General features: G+C 69.6%; 19 protein-coding genes. 8 read left to right on the top strand and 11 right to left on the bottom strand.

Going from position 1 to position 17,329, the window contains the following annotated elements:
• The first annotated feature begins 155 nt into the window (after positions 1-155).
• Positions 156-1,454 carry an NAD(P)/FAD-dependent oxidoreductase gene (locus IU448_RS23850; RefSeq protein WP_324188693.1) on the top strand — a complete coding sequence of 433 codons (1,299 nt, stop codon included), beginning with the start codon at positions 156-158 and terminating at the stop codon, positions 1,452-1,454.
• Between the two features lie 65 nt (positions 1,455-1,519).
• Here the strand turns inward: IU448_RS23850 and IU448_RS23845 are convergent, their stop codons facing one another.
• The 3 genes from IU448_RS23845 to sigJ all read right to left on the bottom strand — a co-directional run bounded on the left by IU448_RS23845 (position 1,520) and on the right by sigJ (position 3,463).
• Positions 1,520-1,657 carry a hypothetical protein gene (locus IU448_RS23845; protein WP_228813949.1) on the bottom strand — a complete coding sequence of 46 codons (138 nt, stop codon included), beginning with the start codon at positions 1,655-1,657 and terminating at the stop codon, positions 1,520-1,522.
• 220 nt (positions 1,658-1,877) lie between these two features.
• Positions 1,878-2,393 (bottom strand): gamma carbonic anhydrase family protein, encoded by a 516-nt coding sequence (locus IU448_RS23840; RefSeq protein WP_195057876.1) that lies wholly within the window; start codon positions 2,391-2,393, stop codon positions 1,878-1,880.
• Positions 2,394-2,512: 119 nt separating this feature from the next.
• A complete protein-coding gene (sigJ, locus tag IU448_RS23835; protein WP_280459258.1) occupies positions 2,513-3,463 on the bottom strand; it encodes an RNA polymerase sigma factor SigJ in 951 nt (316 codons plus the stop codon).
• A 192-nt stretch (positions 3,464-3,655) separates the two neighbouring features.
• On the opposite strand from sigJ, the gene IU448_RS23830 reads away from it, so the two are divergent.
• Positions 3,656-4,588: a cobalamin biosynthesis protein gene (locus IU448_RS23830; protein ID WP_195057875.1), complete on the top strand. Its 933-nt coding sequence runs from the start codon at positions 3,656-3,658 to the stop codon at positions 4,586-4,588.
• Between the two features lie 114 nt (positions 4,589-4,702).
• On the opposite strand, the gene IU448_RS23825 is transcribed toward IU448_RS23830, so the two are convergent.
• Positions 4,703-5,551, bottom strand: coding sequence for an SURF1 family protein (locus IU448_RS23825; protein ID WP_195057874.1), 849 nt, complete (start codon positions 5,549-5,551; stop codon positions 4,703-4,705).
• Positions 5,551-6,063, bottom strand: a complete 513-nt coding sequence (locus tag IU448_RS23820; protein ID WP_195057969.1) for a low molecular weight protein-tyrosine-phosphatase — start codon at positions 6,061-6,063, stop codon at positions 5,551-5,553. Before IU448_RS23820 ends, IU448_RS23825 begins: the two co-directional genes overlap by 1 nt.
• A 43-nt stretch (positions 6,064-6,106) precedes the next feature.
• Between IU448_RS23820 and cobC the strand changes: the two genes are divergently transcribed.
• The 4 genes from cobC to IU448_RS23800 all read left to right on the top strand — a co-directional run bounded on the left by cobC (position 6,107) and on the right by IU448_RS23800 (position 11,469).
• A complete protein-coding gene (gene cobC / locus IU448_RS23815; RefSeq protein ID WP_195057873.1) occupies positions 6,107-7,150 on the top strand; it encodes an Rv2231c family pyridoxal phosphate-dependent protein CobC in 1,044 nt (347 codons plus the stop codon).
• An 838-nt stretch (positions 7,151-7,988) separates the two neighbouring features.
• Positions 7,989-9,110, top strand: coding sequence for a Nif3-like dinuclear metal center hexameric protein (locus tag IU448_RS23810; RefSeq protein WP_324188692.1), 1,122 nt, complete (start codon positions 7,989-7,991; stop codon positions 9,108-9,110).
• A 337-nt stretch (positions 9,111-9,447) separates the two neighbouring features.
• Positions 9,448-10,185 (top strand): zinc ribbon domain-containing protein, encoded by a 738-nt coding sequence (locus IU448_RS23805; protein ID WP_195057871.1) that lies wholly within the window; start codon positions 9,448-9,450, stop codon positions 10,183-10,185.
• A gap of 51 nt (positions 10,186-10,236) precedes the next feature.
• Positions 10,237-11,469: a bifunctional RNase H/acid phosphatase gene (locus IU448_RS23800; RefSeq protein ID WP_195057870.1), complete on the top strand. Its 1,233-nt coding sequence runs from the start codon at positions 10,237-10,239 to the stop codon at positions 11,467-11,469.
• Between the two features lie 100 nt (positions 11,470-11,569).
• On the opposite strand, the gene IU448_RS23795 is transcribed toward IU448_RS23800, so the two are convergent.
• Positions 11,570-12,406, bottom strand: coding sequence for a helix-turn-helix domain-containing protein (locus IU448_RS23795; protein WP_280459253.1), 837 nt, complete (start codon positions 12,404-12,406; stop codon positions 11,570-11,572).
• Between the two features lie 116 nt (positions 12,407-12,522).
• On the opposite strand from IU448_RS23795, the gene IU448_RS23790 reads away from it, so the two are divergent.
• Positions 12,523-12,933 (top strand): hypothetical protein, encoded by a 411-nt coding sequence (locus IU448_RS23790; protein WP_195057869.1) that lies wholly within the window; start codon positions 12,523-12,525, stop codon positions 12,931-12,933.
• A 15-nt stretch (positions 12,934-12,948) separates the two neighbouring features.
• Here IU448_RS23790 and IU448_RS23785 read toward each other — a convergent pair whose 3' ends face one another.
• Positions 12,949-13,521 carry a YceI family protein gene (locus IU448_RS23785; RefSeq protein WP_195057868.1) on the bottom strand — a complete coding sequence of 191 codons (573 nt, stop codon included), beginning with the start codon at positions 13,519-13,521 and terminating at the stop codon, positions 12,949-12,951.
• A gap of 92 nt (positions 13,522-13,613) precedes the next feature.
• Between IU448_RS23785 and IU448_RS23780 the strand changes: the two genes are divergently transcribed.
• Positions 13,614-14,075 carry a MarR family winged helix-turn-helix transcriptional regulator gene (locus IU448_RS23780; RefSeq protein ID WP_195057867.1) on the top strand — a complete coding sequence of 154 codons (462 nt, stop codon included), beginning with the start codon at positions 13,614-13,616 and terminating at the stop codon, positions 14,073-14,075.
• Between the two features lie 115 nt (positions 14,076-14,190).
• Here the strand turns inward: IU448_RS23780 and IU448_RS23775 are convergent, their stop codons facing one another.
• The 4 genes from IU448_RS23775 to IU448_RS23760 form a co-directional block, all read right to left on the bottom strand.
• Positions 14,191-15,240: an ABC transporter ATP-binding protein gene (locus IU448_RS23775; RefSeq protein ID WP_195057866.1), complete on the bottom strand. Its 1,050-nt coding sequence runs from the start codon at positions 15,238-15,240 to the stop codon at positions 14,191-14,193.
• The gene (modB, locus tag IU448_RS23770; RefSeq protein WP_195057865.1) at positions 15,237-16,049 is read right to left on the bottom strand and encodes a molybdate ABC transporter permease subunit; all 813 of its coding nucleotides are present in this window, start codon (positions 16,047-16,049) and stop codon (positions 15,237-15,239) included. Before modB ends, IU448_RS23775 begins: the two co-directional genes overlap by 4 nt.
• 80 nt (positions 16,050-16,129) lie before the next feature.
• Entirely contained in the window at positions 16,130-16,924 is a 795-nt protein-coding gene (modA, locus tag IU448_RS23765; RefSeq protein ID WP_195057864.1) for a molybdate ABC transporter substrate-binding protein, read from the bottom strand.
• The gene (locus IU448_RS23760; protein WP_195057863.1) at positions 16,924-17,322 is read right to left on the bottom strand and encodes a TOBE domain-containing protein; all 399 of its coding nucleotides are present in this window, start codon (positions 17,320-17,322) and stop codon (positions 16,924-16,926) included. Before IU448_RS23760 ends, modA begins: the two co-directional genes overlap by 1 nt.
• Between the last annotated feature and the right edge of the window lie 7 nt (positions 17,323-17,329).

Below are 17,329 nucleotides of genomic sequence, written 5' to 3'. Positions count from 1 at the left end.
TGCTCGCCTGCTCGCCTGCTCGCCTGCTCGCCTGCTCGCCTGCGTGCGGCGGAATGGAGCGCGGCGGTCGACGGCTGGACGGTCGAGATCCCCGGCCCGGCGGATCCGATACCGCGCCGCACCACACTGGACCGCCTGGTCCAAACGCTGTTACAGTGAGTGTGGACCGGGTGGTCCAAAAATGGTGGCACCAGGAAGTGGAGGGCGGTATGCGGAAGCCGGTGGGCGTCGAGGATCAGTACGCTCGGGCCGCGGACGACGATATGAAGATTCTTGTCGTCGGTGCGGGAATCGCGGGCGTAACGATTGCGCAGCTGCTTCGGCGCGATGGCAGGAACCCGGTGCTCATCGAGCGAGCGGCCGGTGAAGGGCATCCCGGGTACATGCTGGCGCTGATGCCGATGGTCGACGCGGCCCTGGACGACCTCGGTGTCCGGCAAATCTATGTCGACAACAGTATCCCGCTGGGGCGCTACGGTTTCCGCTCGCACACCGGACGAATGCTCCGGCGGGACTCGATGGCGGCAGTACTCGACCGATTCGGCGATTACCGGGGCATCGGGCGAGGCGAGCTCATGGACGTTCTCGCCGCGGACGGCTGTGAGGTCGCCTACGGGACGACCGTAACGGCGCTCGACGACTCGCCCGAGCAAGCAACAGTGACCTTCGATACCCCTGCGGGAAACCTGCGGCTCGCGTTCGACCTCGTCATCGTGGCCGACGGTATCCATTCCGCGACCCGCGAGCTAGTCCTCGGCGACCGGGGCGTCGATGTCGTCGATACCGCATGGGGCGGCTGGGTTGTGTGGGCGTCACCGGATGTCGACGGCGATATGGGCGAGGAACTGTGGGGAGCCGGGTTCTTCCTCGGCGTCTACCCGGTGCTGGGGCAGCTCGGTGTATTCCTCGGTGGTCCGAGTGAAGAGCTGAAAGCGTCCCCGGAGGTGTTCGTGGACAGCGTCCGGAAGCGGTTGAAGACCATCAGTCCGCGGACCGACCGCGTGCTGCGCGCGGTCGCCGACGATCCGGCCCCCTTCTACTGGCCGTTGAGCGACTGCAGGGCTCCTGTCTGGGCCGACGGGCGCACGGTTCTACTCGGCGACGCGGCGGCCGGCTTTCTTCCGACGGCGGGGATCGGTGCGGGAATGGCAATGGAATCCGCCTGGGTCCTCGCTCGCATCCTCCGTTACGCGGAGCCGGGGAACGTCGAGCGGCTGCTCCGGCACTACGAGAGTTCGCAACGACCTCGGGTCGAGGCTGCGCAGGACACTTCCCGCAATCTGGCCGGGCTCATGTTTCGGCGCAGTTCGATGCTGGCTGTGTTGCGGGATATCGCAATGCGGGTATTGAGCATCCAGGTTGCGATCAGGCCGATCCAGCGTCTGCTGCGGGACCGGCCGGATCCGGATGCTTCCGCGGCCGCCGTCGCCGGCCGTCTTGCGCCGCGGAGTTGATTCCTGTCCGGGGCGGCGGCCGGATCGAAGCCGGTGGCGACGAGGCTGTGCCCGGTCGCGCGGGGTCACTCCGCAGACAGGTCTAGTTCGGCCATCTCGCGTTCTATGGCATTGGCCGCGAAATCTTCCCCGCTGGAACGTAGTTCGTGCACGCGCCGCCGTAACGCTTCGATACCCCCTGGCTGCGCGGCGATATCGGCCACGCTGACCCGCCTGTTCGGCCGGCGCGTCTCGGAATGCTCACACGCCACCCTTCATACCTCCTGCCGGCACCTGGGGTGCCTACGCGCTCGGGCTCGCCCGAAACGCCGGCGTCTTGCAGGACAGCGGGTTTCGAGCTCGCCCGTCTCCCCGGATACGTTGGGTCCATCGTATCAGTCACCAACTGGACGCTTGTCCGTAAAAGTGTCCGGGGATTGTGTTTCACAGCTCCTTCGCGGTCCGATGCTCGGACGTATGGTGCAGGTAGACCATCGCGTTGAGCTCGAGCCCGCGCTGCTGTTCGGGAGTGAGCTCCCGGCGCACCTTGCCGGGCACACCGGCCACCAGCGAACCCGGTGGGATCTGCGCACCCTCGGGGATCAGCGCATTGGCCGCGATCAGACTGCCGCGCCCGACCACCGCGCCGTTGAGCACCGTCGCCCCCATGCCGATCAGGCAGTCGTCCTCGATCGTGCAACCGTGCAGGATCGCGTTATGGCCCACCGAAACACCCGCGCCGACCGTTGTCGGGAAACCCGGATCGGCGTGGAGTACGCAGCCGTCCTGGATATTGCTGCGCTCGCCGACGGTGATCAGCTCGGTATCGCCGCGCAGTACCGCGTTGTACCAGATGCTGGCCTGCGCCTCGAGCTTCACCTTGCCGATCACGCAGGCTGTGGGCGAGATCCACGCGGAATCGTGGATCTCGGGCTGATGTCCGCTGACTTCGATCTTCATCACGACAACCTAACGCGAGCCCCTTCGGATTCGTCCGTGGGGAGCGAGCGCGTCATCTCCGCAGGTCGAAACGACCGCGGCCGTCCCGTTGCGGATGCACGCATTTCCATCGCGCCGCATCAGTCCTGGCCCGGGCCGGTGTCCTCGGCTGATTCGTTCAGCAGCCACTCCCCGCCGATATCGTCCGGAAGTGTGCGCAGTTTGTCGGGATTGCGGACGGCGTGGATGGCGGTGATCCGGCCCGCATCGACGGTGAAGGAGAAGACCCCTGGATGGCGGCCGTCGAACACCAGCAGCCCCGGCATACCGTTCACCTCGATCGTGCGGCCCCAGCCACCGGGTGCCGACGGTGCGTGGTACCAGCCGAGCAGCATCTTGGCGATGAGTTCGGCGCCGTACACCGGTTTGCGGATCGCGGGCACCTTCCCGCCGCCGTCCGCGGTGAGCGAGACCCGGTCGTCGAGCACGCCCAGCAGCGCGTTCATATCCCCGGACCGCCAGGCCAGCGCGAACGCCGAGACCACTTTCCGGTGTTCGTCCGGGGATGCGGGGAACCGCGGCGTCCCGTCCTCGACCCGCTTTCGCGCCCGCGACGCCAGCTGGCGCACGGCGGCCGGGGTCCGGCCCACCACCTCGGCGACCTCCGGGCCGGCCATCCCGAACACATCCTGCAGCACGAAGGCGGTGCGCTCGGCCGGCGACAGCGACTCCAGCACCACCAGCAGCGCCATGGTTACCCGTTCGTCCTGCGAGATCCGGTCCGCCGGATCCTCCCAATCCGCCACCGCGGGCTCCGGCAGCCATTCGCCCACATACTGTTCGCGCCGTACCCGCGCCGACCCGAGCTGGTCCAGCGCCAGCCGCCCGACGACAGTGGTGAGCCAGGCCTGCAGGTTGTCGATGGGCGTACCGCCGGTTTCCTGGTGCCGCTGCAATCGCAGCCACGCCTCTTGCACCACATCGTCGGCATCGGCCAGGCTGCCGAGGGTGCTGTAGGCGAGCCGGCGCAGGTACGGGCGCAGTTCCTCGAAACGAGCGGCCAGGTCGGCGGGGGCGTGTCCGTCGGTCACTGCGATTCCTTCGTCCTCGGGCCCGTGGGCCGGGCAATACTGTGTCGTCGGAATGACGACACCGCCATTCGATCTGTGACAACCGCGGCATACACCAGGATATTGCGGCGGAATCGGGACCGGACGCTGCCGGCTCCCGGGCCCGGCGCACCGCCCCCGCCGCCTGCATGCGGTGACGGCTAGGCTCGGCCGGTGCGTAGCGGTGTTTCGACGGCGGCCGGTCTGCTGGCCGGATTCGCGCTGGACCGTCTGTTCGGTGATCCGCAGCGGTGGCATCCGGTGGCCGGGTTCGGGATGCTCGCGGCGTCTGTCGAGACGACGACCTATGCGGACCGGCGGCGGGCCGGGATCCTGCACGAGGCGGTGCTGGTCGGCGCGACCGTGGGCGTGGGTCTCGCGGTCCGCCGCGGGGGTGCGCTGCCCGTAGCCCTGGCGACCTGGACCGTGCTGGGCGGCCGGAGTCTGGAGCGGACCGGGTATGCGATGGCGCAGCGGCTCGAATCCGGCGATCTGGCGGGAGCGCGGGAACTGCTGCCCGCGCTGTGCGGTCGCGACCCGGAGGCCCTCGACGCCGACGGACTGGCCCGGGCCGCGCTGGAGTCGATTGCGGAGAACACCTCCGACGCCGCGGTCGCGCCCCTGCTGTGGGGTGCCGTGGCGGGTGCGCCGGGCCTGCTGGGCTATCGGGCGGTGAACACGCTGGACGCGATGATCGGGTACCGCAACCAGCGGTACCGGCGGTTCGGCTGGGCTGCGGCGCGCGTGGACGATATCGCGAACCTGCTACCCGCGCGCATGACCGGACTGCTGACCGCGGCGGTGGCGCCGGCGGTCGGCGGCCGACCGCGCGACGTCGTGCGGATATGGCGCCGCGATGCGCGCCGGCATCCGAGCCCGAACGCAGGCGTGGTGGAGGCATCGGCCGCGGGCGCGCTCGGTATCCGGCTCGGCGGGCGCACCGAATACCGGCACGGGATCGAACAGCGCCCCGAACTCGGCGACGGACCGGCCCCGACCCTCGCCGATCTGCGACGGGCGGTGCGGCTGTCGAAACTGGTTCAGTACGCGGCGCTCGCCTCGGCGGTGGCGCTGGCCGTGGCTCGGTCTGCGGCTACCCGCGCCTGAGTCGGGTCCGGCCGTCCTCGGCATCCGAGATTTCGAGCCGCTGCTCCGGAAGCTGCCGCAATGCGCGGTGTCCGACCTGGCCGTCAGGTAGTGCGGCGCGACCGTGCCGAATCGTCAGCGGGGAGTGCGGCCGTAGCGGTCGGCCAGACGCGCTTCCTTGGTGACGGGTGCGGCTTCGGTGGTGGCTTGCTCAGGTTGCTCCGGTGCCCGGGACCTGCGGCGTTCGCGGATCTCGGCCCAGGCGAAGTAGCCGAGGCCGAGCGGGGCCATGATGCCGAACGCCAGCCATTGCAGCCCGTAGGAGAGGTAGGGGCCCGACTCGAGCTGGGGGAGCGGGACGGGTGTGAAGGCGCCCGGCTGGCCCTCGGCGAGCTGGAGGTAGGCGCCGCGCTCACCCACTGGGACGGGAGTCAGGGGCAGCCCGAGGACAGTGGTTTCCTGCGGCACGTCGATCGAGTAGACGTGCGGGATACCGTCCTGCACGGCCGGGGCCCGCTCCGGGTCGACGTTCTCCGAGACCCGTACCCGCGCCTCGATCCGTTGCCTACCGGTGGGGGCCGGCTCGATCGGGGGCGGCTGAGAACCGTCCACCGCGGCGACCAGGCCGCGGTCGACCAGCAGCGTGCGGCCGTCGGTGAGGGTGAACGCCGACAGCACGCCGTAGGCGGGGGCGCCGTCGAGGTGGCGCAGGCGGACGAGTGCGGTCGCATCCGGGACATAGCTGCCCTCGGCGTACACCTTGCGCCACTCCGTCGCCGCCGCCCGGTCGCCGTCGAGCAGATCGCCGACCGCGACCGGGTCGGCATCCACCGACTCCTCGATCAACTGATTGCGTTCGGAGGTGCTCTCGTTCTTGCCCAGCTGCCACGGCGCCAGCACGGTGAAACACAGGTAGGCGAACGCGGCCACCACCGCGGCCAGGATCAGCCAGCCGGGGCGCAGCAGGAAAGCCAGACGGCGCATCAGACCGGCTCCGGTTCACCGGTGGTGGCGGTGCGGGCCGCGAGCGTGGCGCGCACCCAGTCCAGTAGGCCGGGAACAGCGGCCTCGATCTGAGTGCGGACGAGCTCGAAGCCGTCGGTCTCGCCGTAGTAGGGGTCGGGCACTTCGGTTCCGTCGGCGGCCGGGTCGAAACTGCGCAGCAGCCGCCGGCGCTCGGACGGGATACCGCGGGCCGCGAGATCCCGGTCGTGTTCGCTGGTCATCGCCACGATCAGATCGGCACCGGAATGTTCGAGGCCGAACTCGGCCGCGCTGTGACCGGTCGGGTAGCCGTACCGGCGCAGGGTCTCGGTGGTGCGCGGATCGGCGTCGGCGCCGGTATGCCAGCCGTGGGTGCCCGCACTGCTCACCCGGACCCGGCCGGTCAGCCCGGCCCGCGACAGATGCCCGGCCAGGATTTTCTCCGCCATCGGCGATCGGCAGATATTGCCGGTACAGACGAACGATATGTGCAGCTCACCCACGACAGCCATTCTGGCCGGTACCACCGGGCGGGCGCCACGTAGGGTGCGTCTCATGCTCGCCGACCACGTCGATCTCGCCGGTTTACGTCATCACGGTGATGTGGAAGCCCTTCCTGGCCTGCTCGATTTCGCGGTGAACGTCCAGGGCAGCGGGCCACCGGAGTGGCTACGCGAGCAGTTGGCCGCGGCCCTGGACTCGCTCGGACGGTATCCCGGCGCCGAGGAAGACCGGCTGGCGCGGGAGGCGGTCGGCGCCCGGCACGGGATCGACCCCGGACATGTGCTCACCCTGGCCGGTGGCGCGGAAGGGTTCGCCTTGCTCCCGCGCCTGGGTCCCCGGCTGGCGGCGGTGGTGCATCCGTCGTTCACCGAACCGGAGCTCGCACTGCGGGAGTCGGGGGTCCCGGTGATCCGGGTCGTGCTGGAACCGCCCTACACCCTCGACCCGGCGCTCGTGCCCGCGGAAGCCGATCTGGTGGTCGTCGGAAACCCCACCAACCCCACCTCGGTGCTGCACCCGGCGGAGACCCTGCGTGCGCTGCGACGCCCGGGCCGGATCGTCGTGGTGGACGAGGCATTCATGGACGCGGTGCCCGGGGAACCCGAATCGCTGGCCGCGGCGGCCGGCGAGGATCTGCTGGTACTGCGCAGCCTCACCAAGACCTGGGCGCTGGCCGGACTGCGCTGCGGTTATCTGCTCGGTGCCCCCGCGGTACTGCAACAACTTGTTCACGGACGCGCGCATTGGCCGCTGGGCACCCTCCAACTCGCGGCGATCACCGCGACGGCTTCGCCGCGCGCTCTGGCGGAAACGGTGGACCGGGCGCAGCGCATCACCCGCGACCGGGAAGCAATGGCCGATCGGTTGCGTGCGGCCGGGGTCCGGGTCGGCGCCCCCGCGGCGGCCCCGTTTCTGCTGCTCGAGGTCCGGGACGGGGAGCTGGTGCGCAAACACCTGCGGCAGCAGGGGGTCGCGGTGCGGCGCTGCGATACGTTCCCTGGGCTGGGCCCGGATCATCTTCGTGTCGCGGTGCGATCGAGCGTGGCGGTCGACCGACTTCTCGACGCATTACATGCCGCCGGAGTATCGGGCTGACGGGTTCCGGCTCGTCGGCGGGCGTACGGATACCCACCGCCGAAACCGGCGGCCCGCCGCGTGGCGGGCGATCGGCTCGTCGACGCATCAGCGGCCCGATCGCGACCACACCGCCACGATCTGCGCGTACTTCGGCGCCGGACGAGGTCGATGACCGCGGCGACGGCGGCGGTGCGGGAGTCGGCGCCGAGTTCGGTGTAGATGCGGGCGAGCCGGGACGCCGATACGCCGAGTCGGCGGTCCGGCCGGGACCAGCCGCCGGGAATGTCTGCCGACGCGAACCGTTCACAGGCGCCGACTACCGCCTCGGCTGCACGTTCGGCGGCCGGGCCTACGGCGTGGGGTGCCGCCGTCTCGCCGAATCTCGTGCCGCCGGGGCGCGGCATTCCCTGGGGGCGACCGCAGCGGCACGAGACGATGCCGGAAGTAGGTACTGCCGGGCAAGCGCGCTGTGTCGCTGTCGCCCCACGCACAGCGGCGGGCCGCAGCACTCGGTTACCGGACAGGTGCTGGTGGTCGCTCGCCTGCCGTCCGCGACTCGGACCGGGCATACGGGCGCGGACGGCCAAATCGGTGGTACAGCCGGCCAAATCGGTGGTACAGCTCCGGACCGGGCGTTCTCCGGATGCCGGTTCGAACCGAAACCGTGAGTGCAATCGAATCGGTGGTACCACTTGCGTTCCCGCTTGGCCGGCCGGGATTACTGTTGCGGATAGCGGTATGCCCGCTCCCGGCCAGATCGAGACCCGACTCCGGTGCATGGGCGTGGGCGACAGACTACTCAGGCGCTCCCGGCAGGACCCCGGCCCGCCGGACGGCAGTCGACGAAAGGTGTGGTGTGGCGAAGCTCGCGGAACTCATCGAAACGCTGGAGCGGGCCTACCCGCCCCGGCTGGCCGAATCGTGGGATTCGGTCGGGCTGGTGTGCGGGGACCCCGGGGAGGACGTGCGGCGGGTGCTGTTCGCCGTCGATGTCACCGAAGCGGTGGTCGAGGAGGCCGTCTCCTGGGGCGCGCAGGCGCTGGTGGCGCACCATCCGTTGTTGCTGCGAGGGGTGGACAGTGTGGCGGCCGACCGGCCGAAAGGTGCGCTGATCCATCGGCTCGTGCGGGCGGGCTGTGCGCTGTTCACCGCCCATACCAACGCCGATTCCGCGGACCCCGGTGTTTCCGACGCGCTGGCGGCGGTACTCGGCCTCACCGTCACCGGGCCGATCGAGCCCAAACCTGTTCCGGCGGTCGACAAATGGAGTATCCAGGTGCCGGTCGACCATGCCGAATCGGTGCTGGCGGCGCTGTTCGCGGTCGGCGCCGGCGGCTCCGGTGACTACCGGGAGGCGGCGTGGCGGACCACCGGGACCGGTCAGTTCCGGCCGCTGAACGGCGCGAACCCGGCCGTCGGCACCGTCGGGGAGCTGACCAGGGTGAGCGAGGACCGCATCGAAGTCGTCGCCGCTCCCCGCGACCGCGCCACGATCCTCGCGGCCCTGCGCGCGGCACACCCCTACGAGGAGCCCGCCTACCACGTGACCGAACGCGCCCAGTTGTCCGGCAACCTCGGCCTGGGCCGGGTCGCGACGCTGCCCGAACCACTGACTCTGCGGGAGTTCACCGCCCGTGCCGCCGCCGCCCTACCGGAGACGGCGTGGGGTGTGCGTTGCGCCGGTGATCCCGACCGGGTGCTGCGCCGCGTCGCCGTCTGCGGTGGCGCGGGTGATTCGCTGCTCGATGCCGTCACCCGGCTCGGCGTCGACGCATACCTGACCGCCGACCTGCGTCATCATCCCGCCGACGAGCATCTGCGCCGCTCGGGCCCGGCATTGATCGATGCCGCGCACTGGGCCACCGAGTTCCCGTGGTGTGCGCAGGCCGCGGAGGTGGTCCAGACCGGTCTGCCGGAGGTGGAAACACGGGTATCGGGGGTGCGGACCGACCCGTGGACCGTCGGAAGCGCCGGTTGAGACCGACCCATCGATCGTGCTGCCAGGGTGAGATCGGCGCATCGGACCGAGCGACCCGGGTGAGCCCGGCACACCGGATCGGCCGAGAGGGGAGGCCGGTGCGCTGGCTCGTGCGGCCGGAGGTGTGACCGGCGCGTTGGCCAGGGGCTCGAGGGGGAACTGATGCGTTGGTTCGGATGGCGGGAGGTGGAGCCGGTGCAGCGGTTCGGGTGGCCGGGGTGGGACCGGCGCGTCGGCTCGGGTGGCCGGGGTCGGGACCGGCGGGCGGTCGCCTCGTCCGTCGACCGAGTACGGTGGACGTTCTATCCGTCCACAGCGTGCAGGGAGTTCGTTCGCGTTGAATGTCGAACCATCGATTCAGGCCAAACTGCTGCGTCTCGCCGAGGTCGACACCGAGCTGACCCGGATCGCGCACCGGCGCAACGTGCTGCCCGAACAGCAGGAGGTCGACCGGTTCGAGACCGAACGCAATGCGCAGAAGGATGCGGCCGTGGCCGTGGAGATCGTGCTCGACGATCTGGACCGCGATATCCGCAAACTCGAGGGCGAGGTGGAGGCGGTCCGCAAACGTGAGGAACGCGACCGCGGCGTACTCGAAGCGGGTTCGGTCGGCGCCAAACAGCTATCGGAACTGCAGCACGAACTCGGCAGCTTGGAGCGCCGCCGCTCGGTGCTCGAGGACGAACTGCTCGAGATCATGGAGCGGCGTGAGGCGTCGGCCTCCGATCACGAACACGCGGGCGCCCGGCTCGACAAAGCCGAAGCCGATCTCGCGGCCGCCCGGGAGCGTCGTGACGCGGCCGTGGCCGACCTCGACGTCGCCCAGCAGCGGTGCGAGACCGACCGCGCGAACCTCGTCGGTGTCTTCCCGGAAGAACTGCTGAAGATCTATGACCGCCAGCGCACCGATCGCGGGATCGGCGCGGCTCTGCTGCAGGCCCGCCGGTGCGGGGCGTGCCGGATCGAGCTCGACCGCGGCGAGATCGCCCGAATCGCGAAAACGCCGCCCGATGTGGTGGTGCGCTGCACCGAATGCGGTGCGGTGCTGGTGCGGACCAAAGAATCCGGATTGTGAGTTCGGGCCCCGGGGCGGGGCCGTGAGGCGGGCACGGAGCGGGAGGCCGGAATGAGTGTGCGCGAGGTGATCGTCGAGGCCGACGGGGGGTCGCGGGGCAACCCGGGACCTGCGGGTTACGGTGCCGTGGTGTTCGACGCGGACCGGGTGACGGTGCTCGCCGAACGTAAGGAAGCCCTCGGCGTCACCACCAACAATGTCGCCGAATACCGGGGCCTGATCGCGGGGCTGGAAGCCGCGGCGGAACTCGGCGCGCGGGTGGTCGCGGTGCGAATGGATTCCAAACTCGTGGTCGAGCAGATGTCGGGGCGATGGAAGGTCAAGCACGCGGCGATGGTTCCGCTCGCCGACCGCGCCCGGCGCCTGGCCGCGGGATTCGATCAGGTCAGCTACCGCTGGATCCCGCGCGCCGAGAACTCGCACGCCGATCGGCTCGCCAACGAGGCCATGGACGATGGTGGCTTGATCGAGGAAGTTCACGAGGCCGTCGCCGCGTCCTCCGCGGGAAGTAGCGGGGCCGGGCATCCGGTCGCCGGCGCAACGGACACGGACGCGATATCCGGTGCCGAGGCTGCGGGGCCCGCCGCCAGGTTTGTGGGCGCGGATCCGGTCGCCGATTCCCACAGCGCGGCCGCGCGTCTTTCGACGTCGCCCGGCTGGACCGGTGCGACCGGCCGTCCCACCCGGTTCCTGCTGCTGCGGCACGGCCAGACCGAACTTTCGGTGCAACGGCGCTATTCGGGCCGGGGTAACCCGCCGCTCACCGCGGTGGGGCGCGAACAAGCGGCACGCGCGGCGAAAATGCTTGCCGCCAAGGGTGATATCGGTGCGGTGGTCACTTCGCCACTGGGCCGGGCCCGGGAAACCGCCGAAGCCGCGGCCGCCGCCCTCGGCACCGAGGTCCGGGTGATCGACGGGCTCACCGAAACCGATTTCGGCGAATGGGAGGGCCTGACCTTCCGCGAAGCCGCCGAACGCGACCCGGACCTGCACGCCCGCTGGCTGGGCGACCCCTCCCTCCCCGCGCCGGATGGGGAGAGTTTCGACACCGTCCGTGAACGGGTGGAGGAAGTGCGGCGCGATCTGGTGGCCCGGTATCCGGGCGCGAATATCGTGGTGGTCAGCCATGTCACCCCGATCAAAACGCTGCTCCAGCTGGCGTTGGGTGTCGGTCCGTCGCTGCTCTACCGGCTGCACTTGGATCTGGCGTCGCTATCGCTGGCGGAGTTCTATCCGGACGGTGGATCTTCGGTACGGCTGGTCAACGATACGAGCTATCTCTGATCGCCGACCCGCCGGCGGAGCGGATACCGGCCTGCTGTCGATCGGGCGGGGGTCGGCCATTCGAGCGCAGAGCCGGTGACGGGCCGGGCTTCCGATGGGATCAGCCTGGAACCGGGGCGTGCGGTTCACCGTCCGCATAGCGCGATCGCAGGTAACGGGCGGTGAAATCGTCCAGCGGATAGAACAGTTCGATCGCGAGCTCCGACAGCGTCACATCGGCGGGGGCGCCGAAGGTGGCCATCGTGCCGAACAGTGACAGTTCCCCCGCGGGCGTGCGCAAGCGCAACGGAACTTGGAACGGGCCCGGCGCGCCGGAATCGGCCGGTTCGGTGTCCGCCGGTGGAGCGGGATAGCTCGAGACCTCGTCGTAGAGTTCGCGCAGCCGCGGATCGCCGGTGGTATCGACCTGCCGCGCCAGGCGTTCCAGGAGTTGTTCGCGCACCTGCAGCGGATCGGCCAGCCGGGCGGTGAGCCCCTGAGGGTGCAGAACCAAGCGGTAGACATTGGGTTGTCCGGTCAGTAGATACGGCGCCACCTCGTCCGTCAGGACCGCCAGTGCAGCATTACCGGCGACCACATCCCACCAGCGGTCCACCGCGACGGCGGGGTAGGGCTCGTGGGCCACCAGCATATGGTCGAGCGCGGCGCGCGCCGACGCCAGATGCGCGTCGTCGAGGCTGCTCTCCTGGTACACCGGGGCGTAACCGGCGGCGATGAGCAGCGTATTACGTTCGCGCAGTGGTACATCCAGGGTCCGGCACAATCGCAGGACCATATCCCGGCTCGGTGCCGCCCTACCGGTTTCCACGCAGGACAGATGCCGCGCGGACGAGTGGGCCGCCAACGCCAGGTCCAGTTGGCTCATCCGCCGCCGCTGCCGCCATTCCCGTAGGAGTCCGCCGATCCGGGACGGGCCGGTGCCCGCGCGAGGTTCCACGGCGCGAGCGTATCCGGTGGTCGTAGGTCGAGACCATGACCTCGGAGGTCATTGAGCCGGTGACCCGCGGCGGGAACAGTCGGAGACGAGCAGAACCTCCGACCGGAAGGCAGAACATGAACACCGCGACAGCATCCGTCCCAGCCGCCCACGACGATCTGTTGCGCCGCGTCTTGCGGCTCGACGGCTGGGGCACCGGGGCTTTCGGCATCGTGATGCTCGCTGCCGCGGTCCCGCTGCGGGACCCGCTGGGACTGCCGACCTCCTGGTCCATACCGTTCGGTGTGGCCATGCTCGGCGGCGGGCTGGTTCTGCTGCTCATCGCCGGCTACCCGGTGCTCTCGCCGCGGCACGCGACGGCGGTGGTCACGGTCAACGGTGTATCCGTGCTGGGCATGCTCGCCCTGGCCGGTTCCGGTGTGCTGCCACTCACCGCCGCGGGGGTCGCCTTCCTGCTGGCCGGCGCCGTGGTGGTCGCGGTGTTCGCGGCTGCCGAATATGTGGGTTTGCGCCGGCTGCTCGGTTGAACCGGCGCCGGATGGTCAGCTCTGGGCCTGGTCGTCCTGTTTGATGGCCGAGACCTCGAACTCCAGGACGACCTTGTCCGAGACGAGTACGCCGCCGGTCTCCAGCGCCGCGTTCCAGGTGATTCCCCAGTCCTTGCGGTTGATGGTCGTGGATCCCTCGAAGCCGACGCGGACGTTGCCGAACGGATCGCCGGCCTGTCCTTCGAAGGTGAACGGGATCGTGACCGGCCGGGTGACGCCCTTGATGGTGAGATCGCCCGTGACGTCGAAGGTATCGGCGCCGGTGGGGGAGATCGCCGTGGTGCGGAAGGTGATCGTGGGGTGCTCGTCGAGGCCGAGGAAGTCCAGTCCGCGCAGGTGGTTGTCGCGATCGGCGTTGCGGGTGTCGATGCTGGCGACCTGGATGGTGACCTCGCCGGAGGAGTTCGCCGGGTTCTCGCTGTCGAAGTAGGCGCTGCCGGTGAACTCGTTGAACGAGCCGCGCACCTTGGTCACCATCGCGTGCCGGGTGACGAAGCCGACCCGGGTGTGGGTGGGGTCGAGCGTGTAGGTGCCGCTGAGTTCTTTCACATTCGTCGCGCTGGTCATCGGGAGCCTCCGGTTCCGATAGGTAGTTGATGTGTCATACACATGGTGCGACCAAGTTGGTGATATGTCAACTAACGGGTTACGCTGGTCGTATGACCGAGACGCGATGGCTCGATGAGCGGGAGAGCCGTGCCTGGCGGGGTTACCTGGCGATGCATACCCAGCTCGCCGCCCGGCTACACCGGCAGCTGCAACACGACTCCGGACTGTCGCTGTCCGATTTCGAGGTACTCGTGCGGCTCACCGACCAGCCGGAACCCCGGTTACGGGTCGGCGAACTGGGACAGCTCCTGCAATGGGAGAAGAGCCGGCTCTCCCACCACCTCGCCCGGATGCAGAAACGTGGCCTGGTACGGCGCGAGGACTGCCCCGACGACGCCCGCGGCGCCTACATCGTGCTCACCGAACAGGGGCGCACCGCGATAGAACAAGCGGCCCCCGGACATGTGGAAACCGTCCGCGAACTCTTGTTCGACGCGCTCACCGACGAGCAGGTCGAATCATTCGGCGCCATCGTCGCCCGCGTCCTCGACCGCCTCGACAACTCGCAGTAGGCGCCCCGGGCGAATACGAGGTATTGCGTGGATCGCGATGCTGCGCTCCGGCCTGGCACATGTGCAGGCCGGTCGCGCTCGCCGCTGCGGGAGGACGGCATGCTCGCTGCTCACATCAGGCTGGATAGGTGTGGATCTCGGTGGCCTTGAGCGCCGCCCACAACTGTGTCCCGGGCCTGATTCGGAGTTCGGCGACGGTGGCGGGGGTGATATCGGCCAGGGCCGGTATCGCGCCGTCCAGGCGTACCCGCACGGTATGGGCGTGCTGTTCCAGACCCGCCACGGTCACCGGCCAGGTATTGCGCGGGCTTCCACCGGGGCGATCCGGATGCAGTCCGACAGCCGATGGCGGGAACGTCAGATACACCGGGCCGGTAGCCGGTTCGGCGACGGTGAGTTCGCCACCGCCGTCGATCCGCACCCTGTTGCCCGCCGCGGAACCCCGGAAAAGATTGAGCCCCACCAGGTCCGCCACATAATCCGAACGTGGTCGCCGCGCGACCTCGGCCGGTGGCCCCTGCTGCACCACGGCGCCGTGTTCCACGATCACCAGCCGGTCGGCCAAGACCATCGCGTCCAGCGCATCGTGGGTGACCAGCAGCGTATGCCCGGGATAATCGCCGAGATGATGGGCCAGTTCGGCCCGTACGCGCACCCGGGTAGCGGCATCCAGCGCGGCCAGCGGTTCGTCCAATAACAGCAGCGCCGGTTCGACGGCCAGGGCCCGCGCCAGTGCGACCCGCTGCGCTTGGCCGCCCGAGAGTTCCCGCGGCCGGGACCGGGCGTAGTCGGCCAGCCCCACCCGGTCCAGCCAGTGCGCGGCCTTTTCGCGGGCCGCGGCTCGCCGCATCCCCCGGGCCCGGGGGCCGAACGCTACGTTGTCGAGGGCGTCGAGGTGGGCGAACAGCAGATAGTCCTGGAACACCACGCCGACGGACCGGTGTTCGGCGGGCACGAAATCGGTGGGCGGCGCATCCCAGACCTGTTCGTTCAGGCGGATCGAACCCGCGGTCAGCGGAGTCAACCCGGCCAGTGCCCGCAGTGCGGTGCTCTTCCCGGCGCCGTTGGGGCCGAGCAGTGCGACGACCTCCCCCTCGGGCAAGGTGAGGTCCAGATCGAGGGTGAACTCGCCGCGATTCACCCGCAATTGCGCCGCGAGCGTCACAGTGCCCCCCGAATCCAGCGTTCCCGCAGTGCCGCCAGCACCACCACCGACACCAGCAGCAGAACCAGGCTCAGCACGATCGCGGCGGCCGGATCGGTTTCCAGCGCCAGATACACCGCCAGCGGCATCGTTGTGGTGCGGCCCGGGAAGTTACCGGCGAAGGTGATAGTGGCACCGAATTCGCCGAGGGCGCGGGCCCAGCACAGCACGGTTCCGGCCACCACGCCGGGCAGGATCGAGGGCAGGGTGACGCGCCGGAAGGTGAGCCAGCGCGAAGCCCCCAGGGTCGCGGCTGCCTCCTCGTACCGGGGGTCGGCGCCGCGTAACGCGCCCTCCACCGAGATCACCAGGAACGGCATGGCGACGAACGCCTCGGCCAGCACCACACCGGCGGTACTGAACGGCAATGCGATCCCGAACCAGTCGTAGAGGTACTGGCCCAGTACCCCGCGCCGGCCCAGCACCAGCAGCAGTGCCACACCGCCGACCACGGGCGGCAGCACCAGCGGAACCGTGACCAGCGCGCGGATCAGTCCGCGTCCGGGCAGGTCACCGCGGGCCAGCAGCCAGGCCAGCGGGATACCCAGCAGTAGGCACAGCACCGTGGCCAGGCTCGCGCAGACCAGCGAGAGCCGCAGCGCCTGCCCGACTTCCGCGCTGAACAACCGCTGCGGAAGTCCCTCCCACGGCGCGCGGATCAGCAGTCCGGCCAACGGAACCATCAGGAACAGCAGGCCCAGCACCGCGGGCACCAGCAGCACCAGTGGTCGCCGCCCCCGCACGGCTCGGCGCCGGCGCAGCACGTTCATGCGGGACGACCTGGCCGGCGGCGGTGGCGCCGAGTGATGCGACTGCGGTGTCACTGCCGGGCGCCGCGCGGGCCCACCCCTCACGTCGCGTCGAAACCGGCCGTGGTGAAGACCGATCGAGCCTGCGGAGTCAACGTGAAATCGACGAACGCCGCCGCCGCGGCCGGATTCGGCGCCGCGGCCACCGGCGCGATCTGATAGTCGTTGATCGCCTTGCCCGATTCCGGGAACTCGATACCGGTTACTTTCTCGCCCCCGGCCCGGATATCCGTGCGGTACACCAGCGCGGCATCCACCTCACCGAGCGTGACCTTCGTCAGCACCGCTTTCACGTCGGGTTCCCGGGTATCGGGCTGCGGGGTCACACCGGCGGCGGCGAAGGCCCGGTCCGCCGCCGCCCCGCACGGCACCTGCTCGGCACACAGGGCGATCCGCAATTCGGGCCGGCCGAAATCGGCGAGACCGCTGATACTGCCCGGATTTCCGGTGGGCACCGCGATCTCGAGACGGTTGCGCGCGAAAGTGACCGGCCCGCCGGTGATATCACCGGATACCACCACCTGTTCCATATTGTGTGGTGACGCCGAAGCGAACACATCGGCCGGTGCGCCCTGCCGGATCTGTTCGGCCAGCGCGGAACTGCCCGCGAAACTGAACACCACATCCACGTCCGGGTGGGCGTTCTCGAACTGCTCACCGAGCGTGGTGAACGCTTCGGTGAGCGAGGCCGCCGCGAACACGGTGAGAGTGCCGCCGAGTCCACCATCCGGCCCGCCGCTCGATCCGCCCCCGGAATCCTCCGACGCACAGCCGGCCAGCGTGACGACCAGCGCGACCACCGGGGTCAGCCGGCGCAATACCCGCCCTTTTTTCATCAGCTCTCCGGAATCTCGACGACCACATGCGTCGACTTCACCGACGCCACCGCCACACTGCCCACTTCGAGCCCGAGTTCTTCCACCGATTCCCGGCTCAGCAGCGAGACCAGCCGGAACGGCCCGGCCTGCATCTCCACCTGCGCCATCACGGTATCGGTGAGCACCCTGGTCACAATGCCACGCATCCGGTTGCGAGCCGAGACAGCCACGGTGACGCCCGGTTCGGGCGCGTCGGCGATCTCCCGCGCGAACGCGGCCAGATCCTGTCCGCGGACTCCCTTCCGCCCGTTCTCCAGCCGAACCGAAGGCAGCCGCTCCTGCTCTATCCAGCGCCGCACGGTGTCGTCGCTGACCCCGAGTAGCCCGGCAGCATCCTTGATCCGCAGATACGTCACTTCATGG

The sequence above is a fragment of the Nocardia flavorosea genome, from assembly GCF_015477805.1.
GTDB lineage: Bacteria > Actinomycetota > Actinomycetes > Mycobacteriales > Mycobacteriaceae > Nocardia > Nocardia flavorosea_A.
The sequence above is the reverse complement of the archived record's forward strand: the minus strand, read 5'-3'. Positions and strand labels throughout refer to the sequence as shown.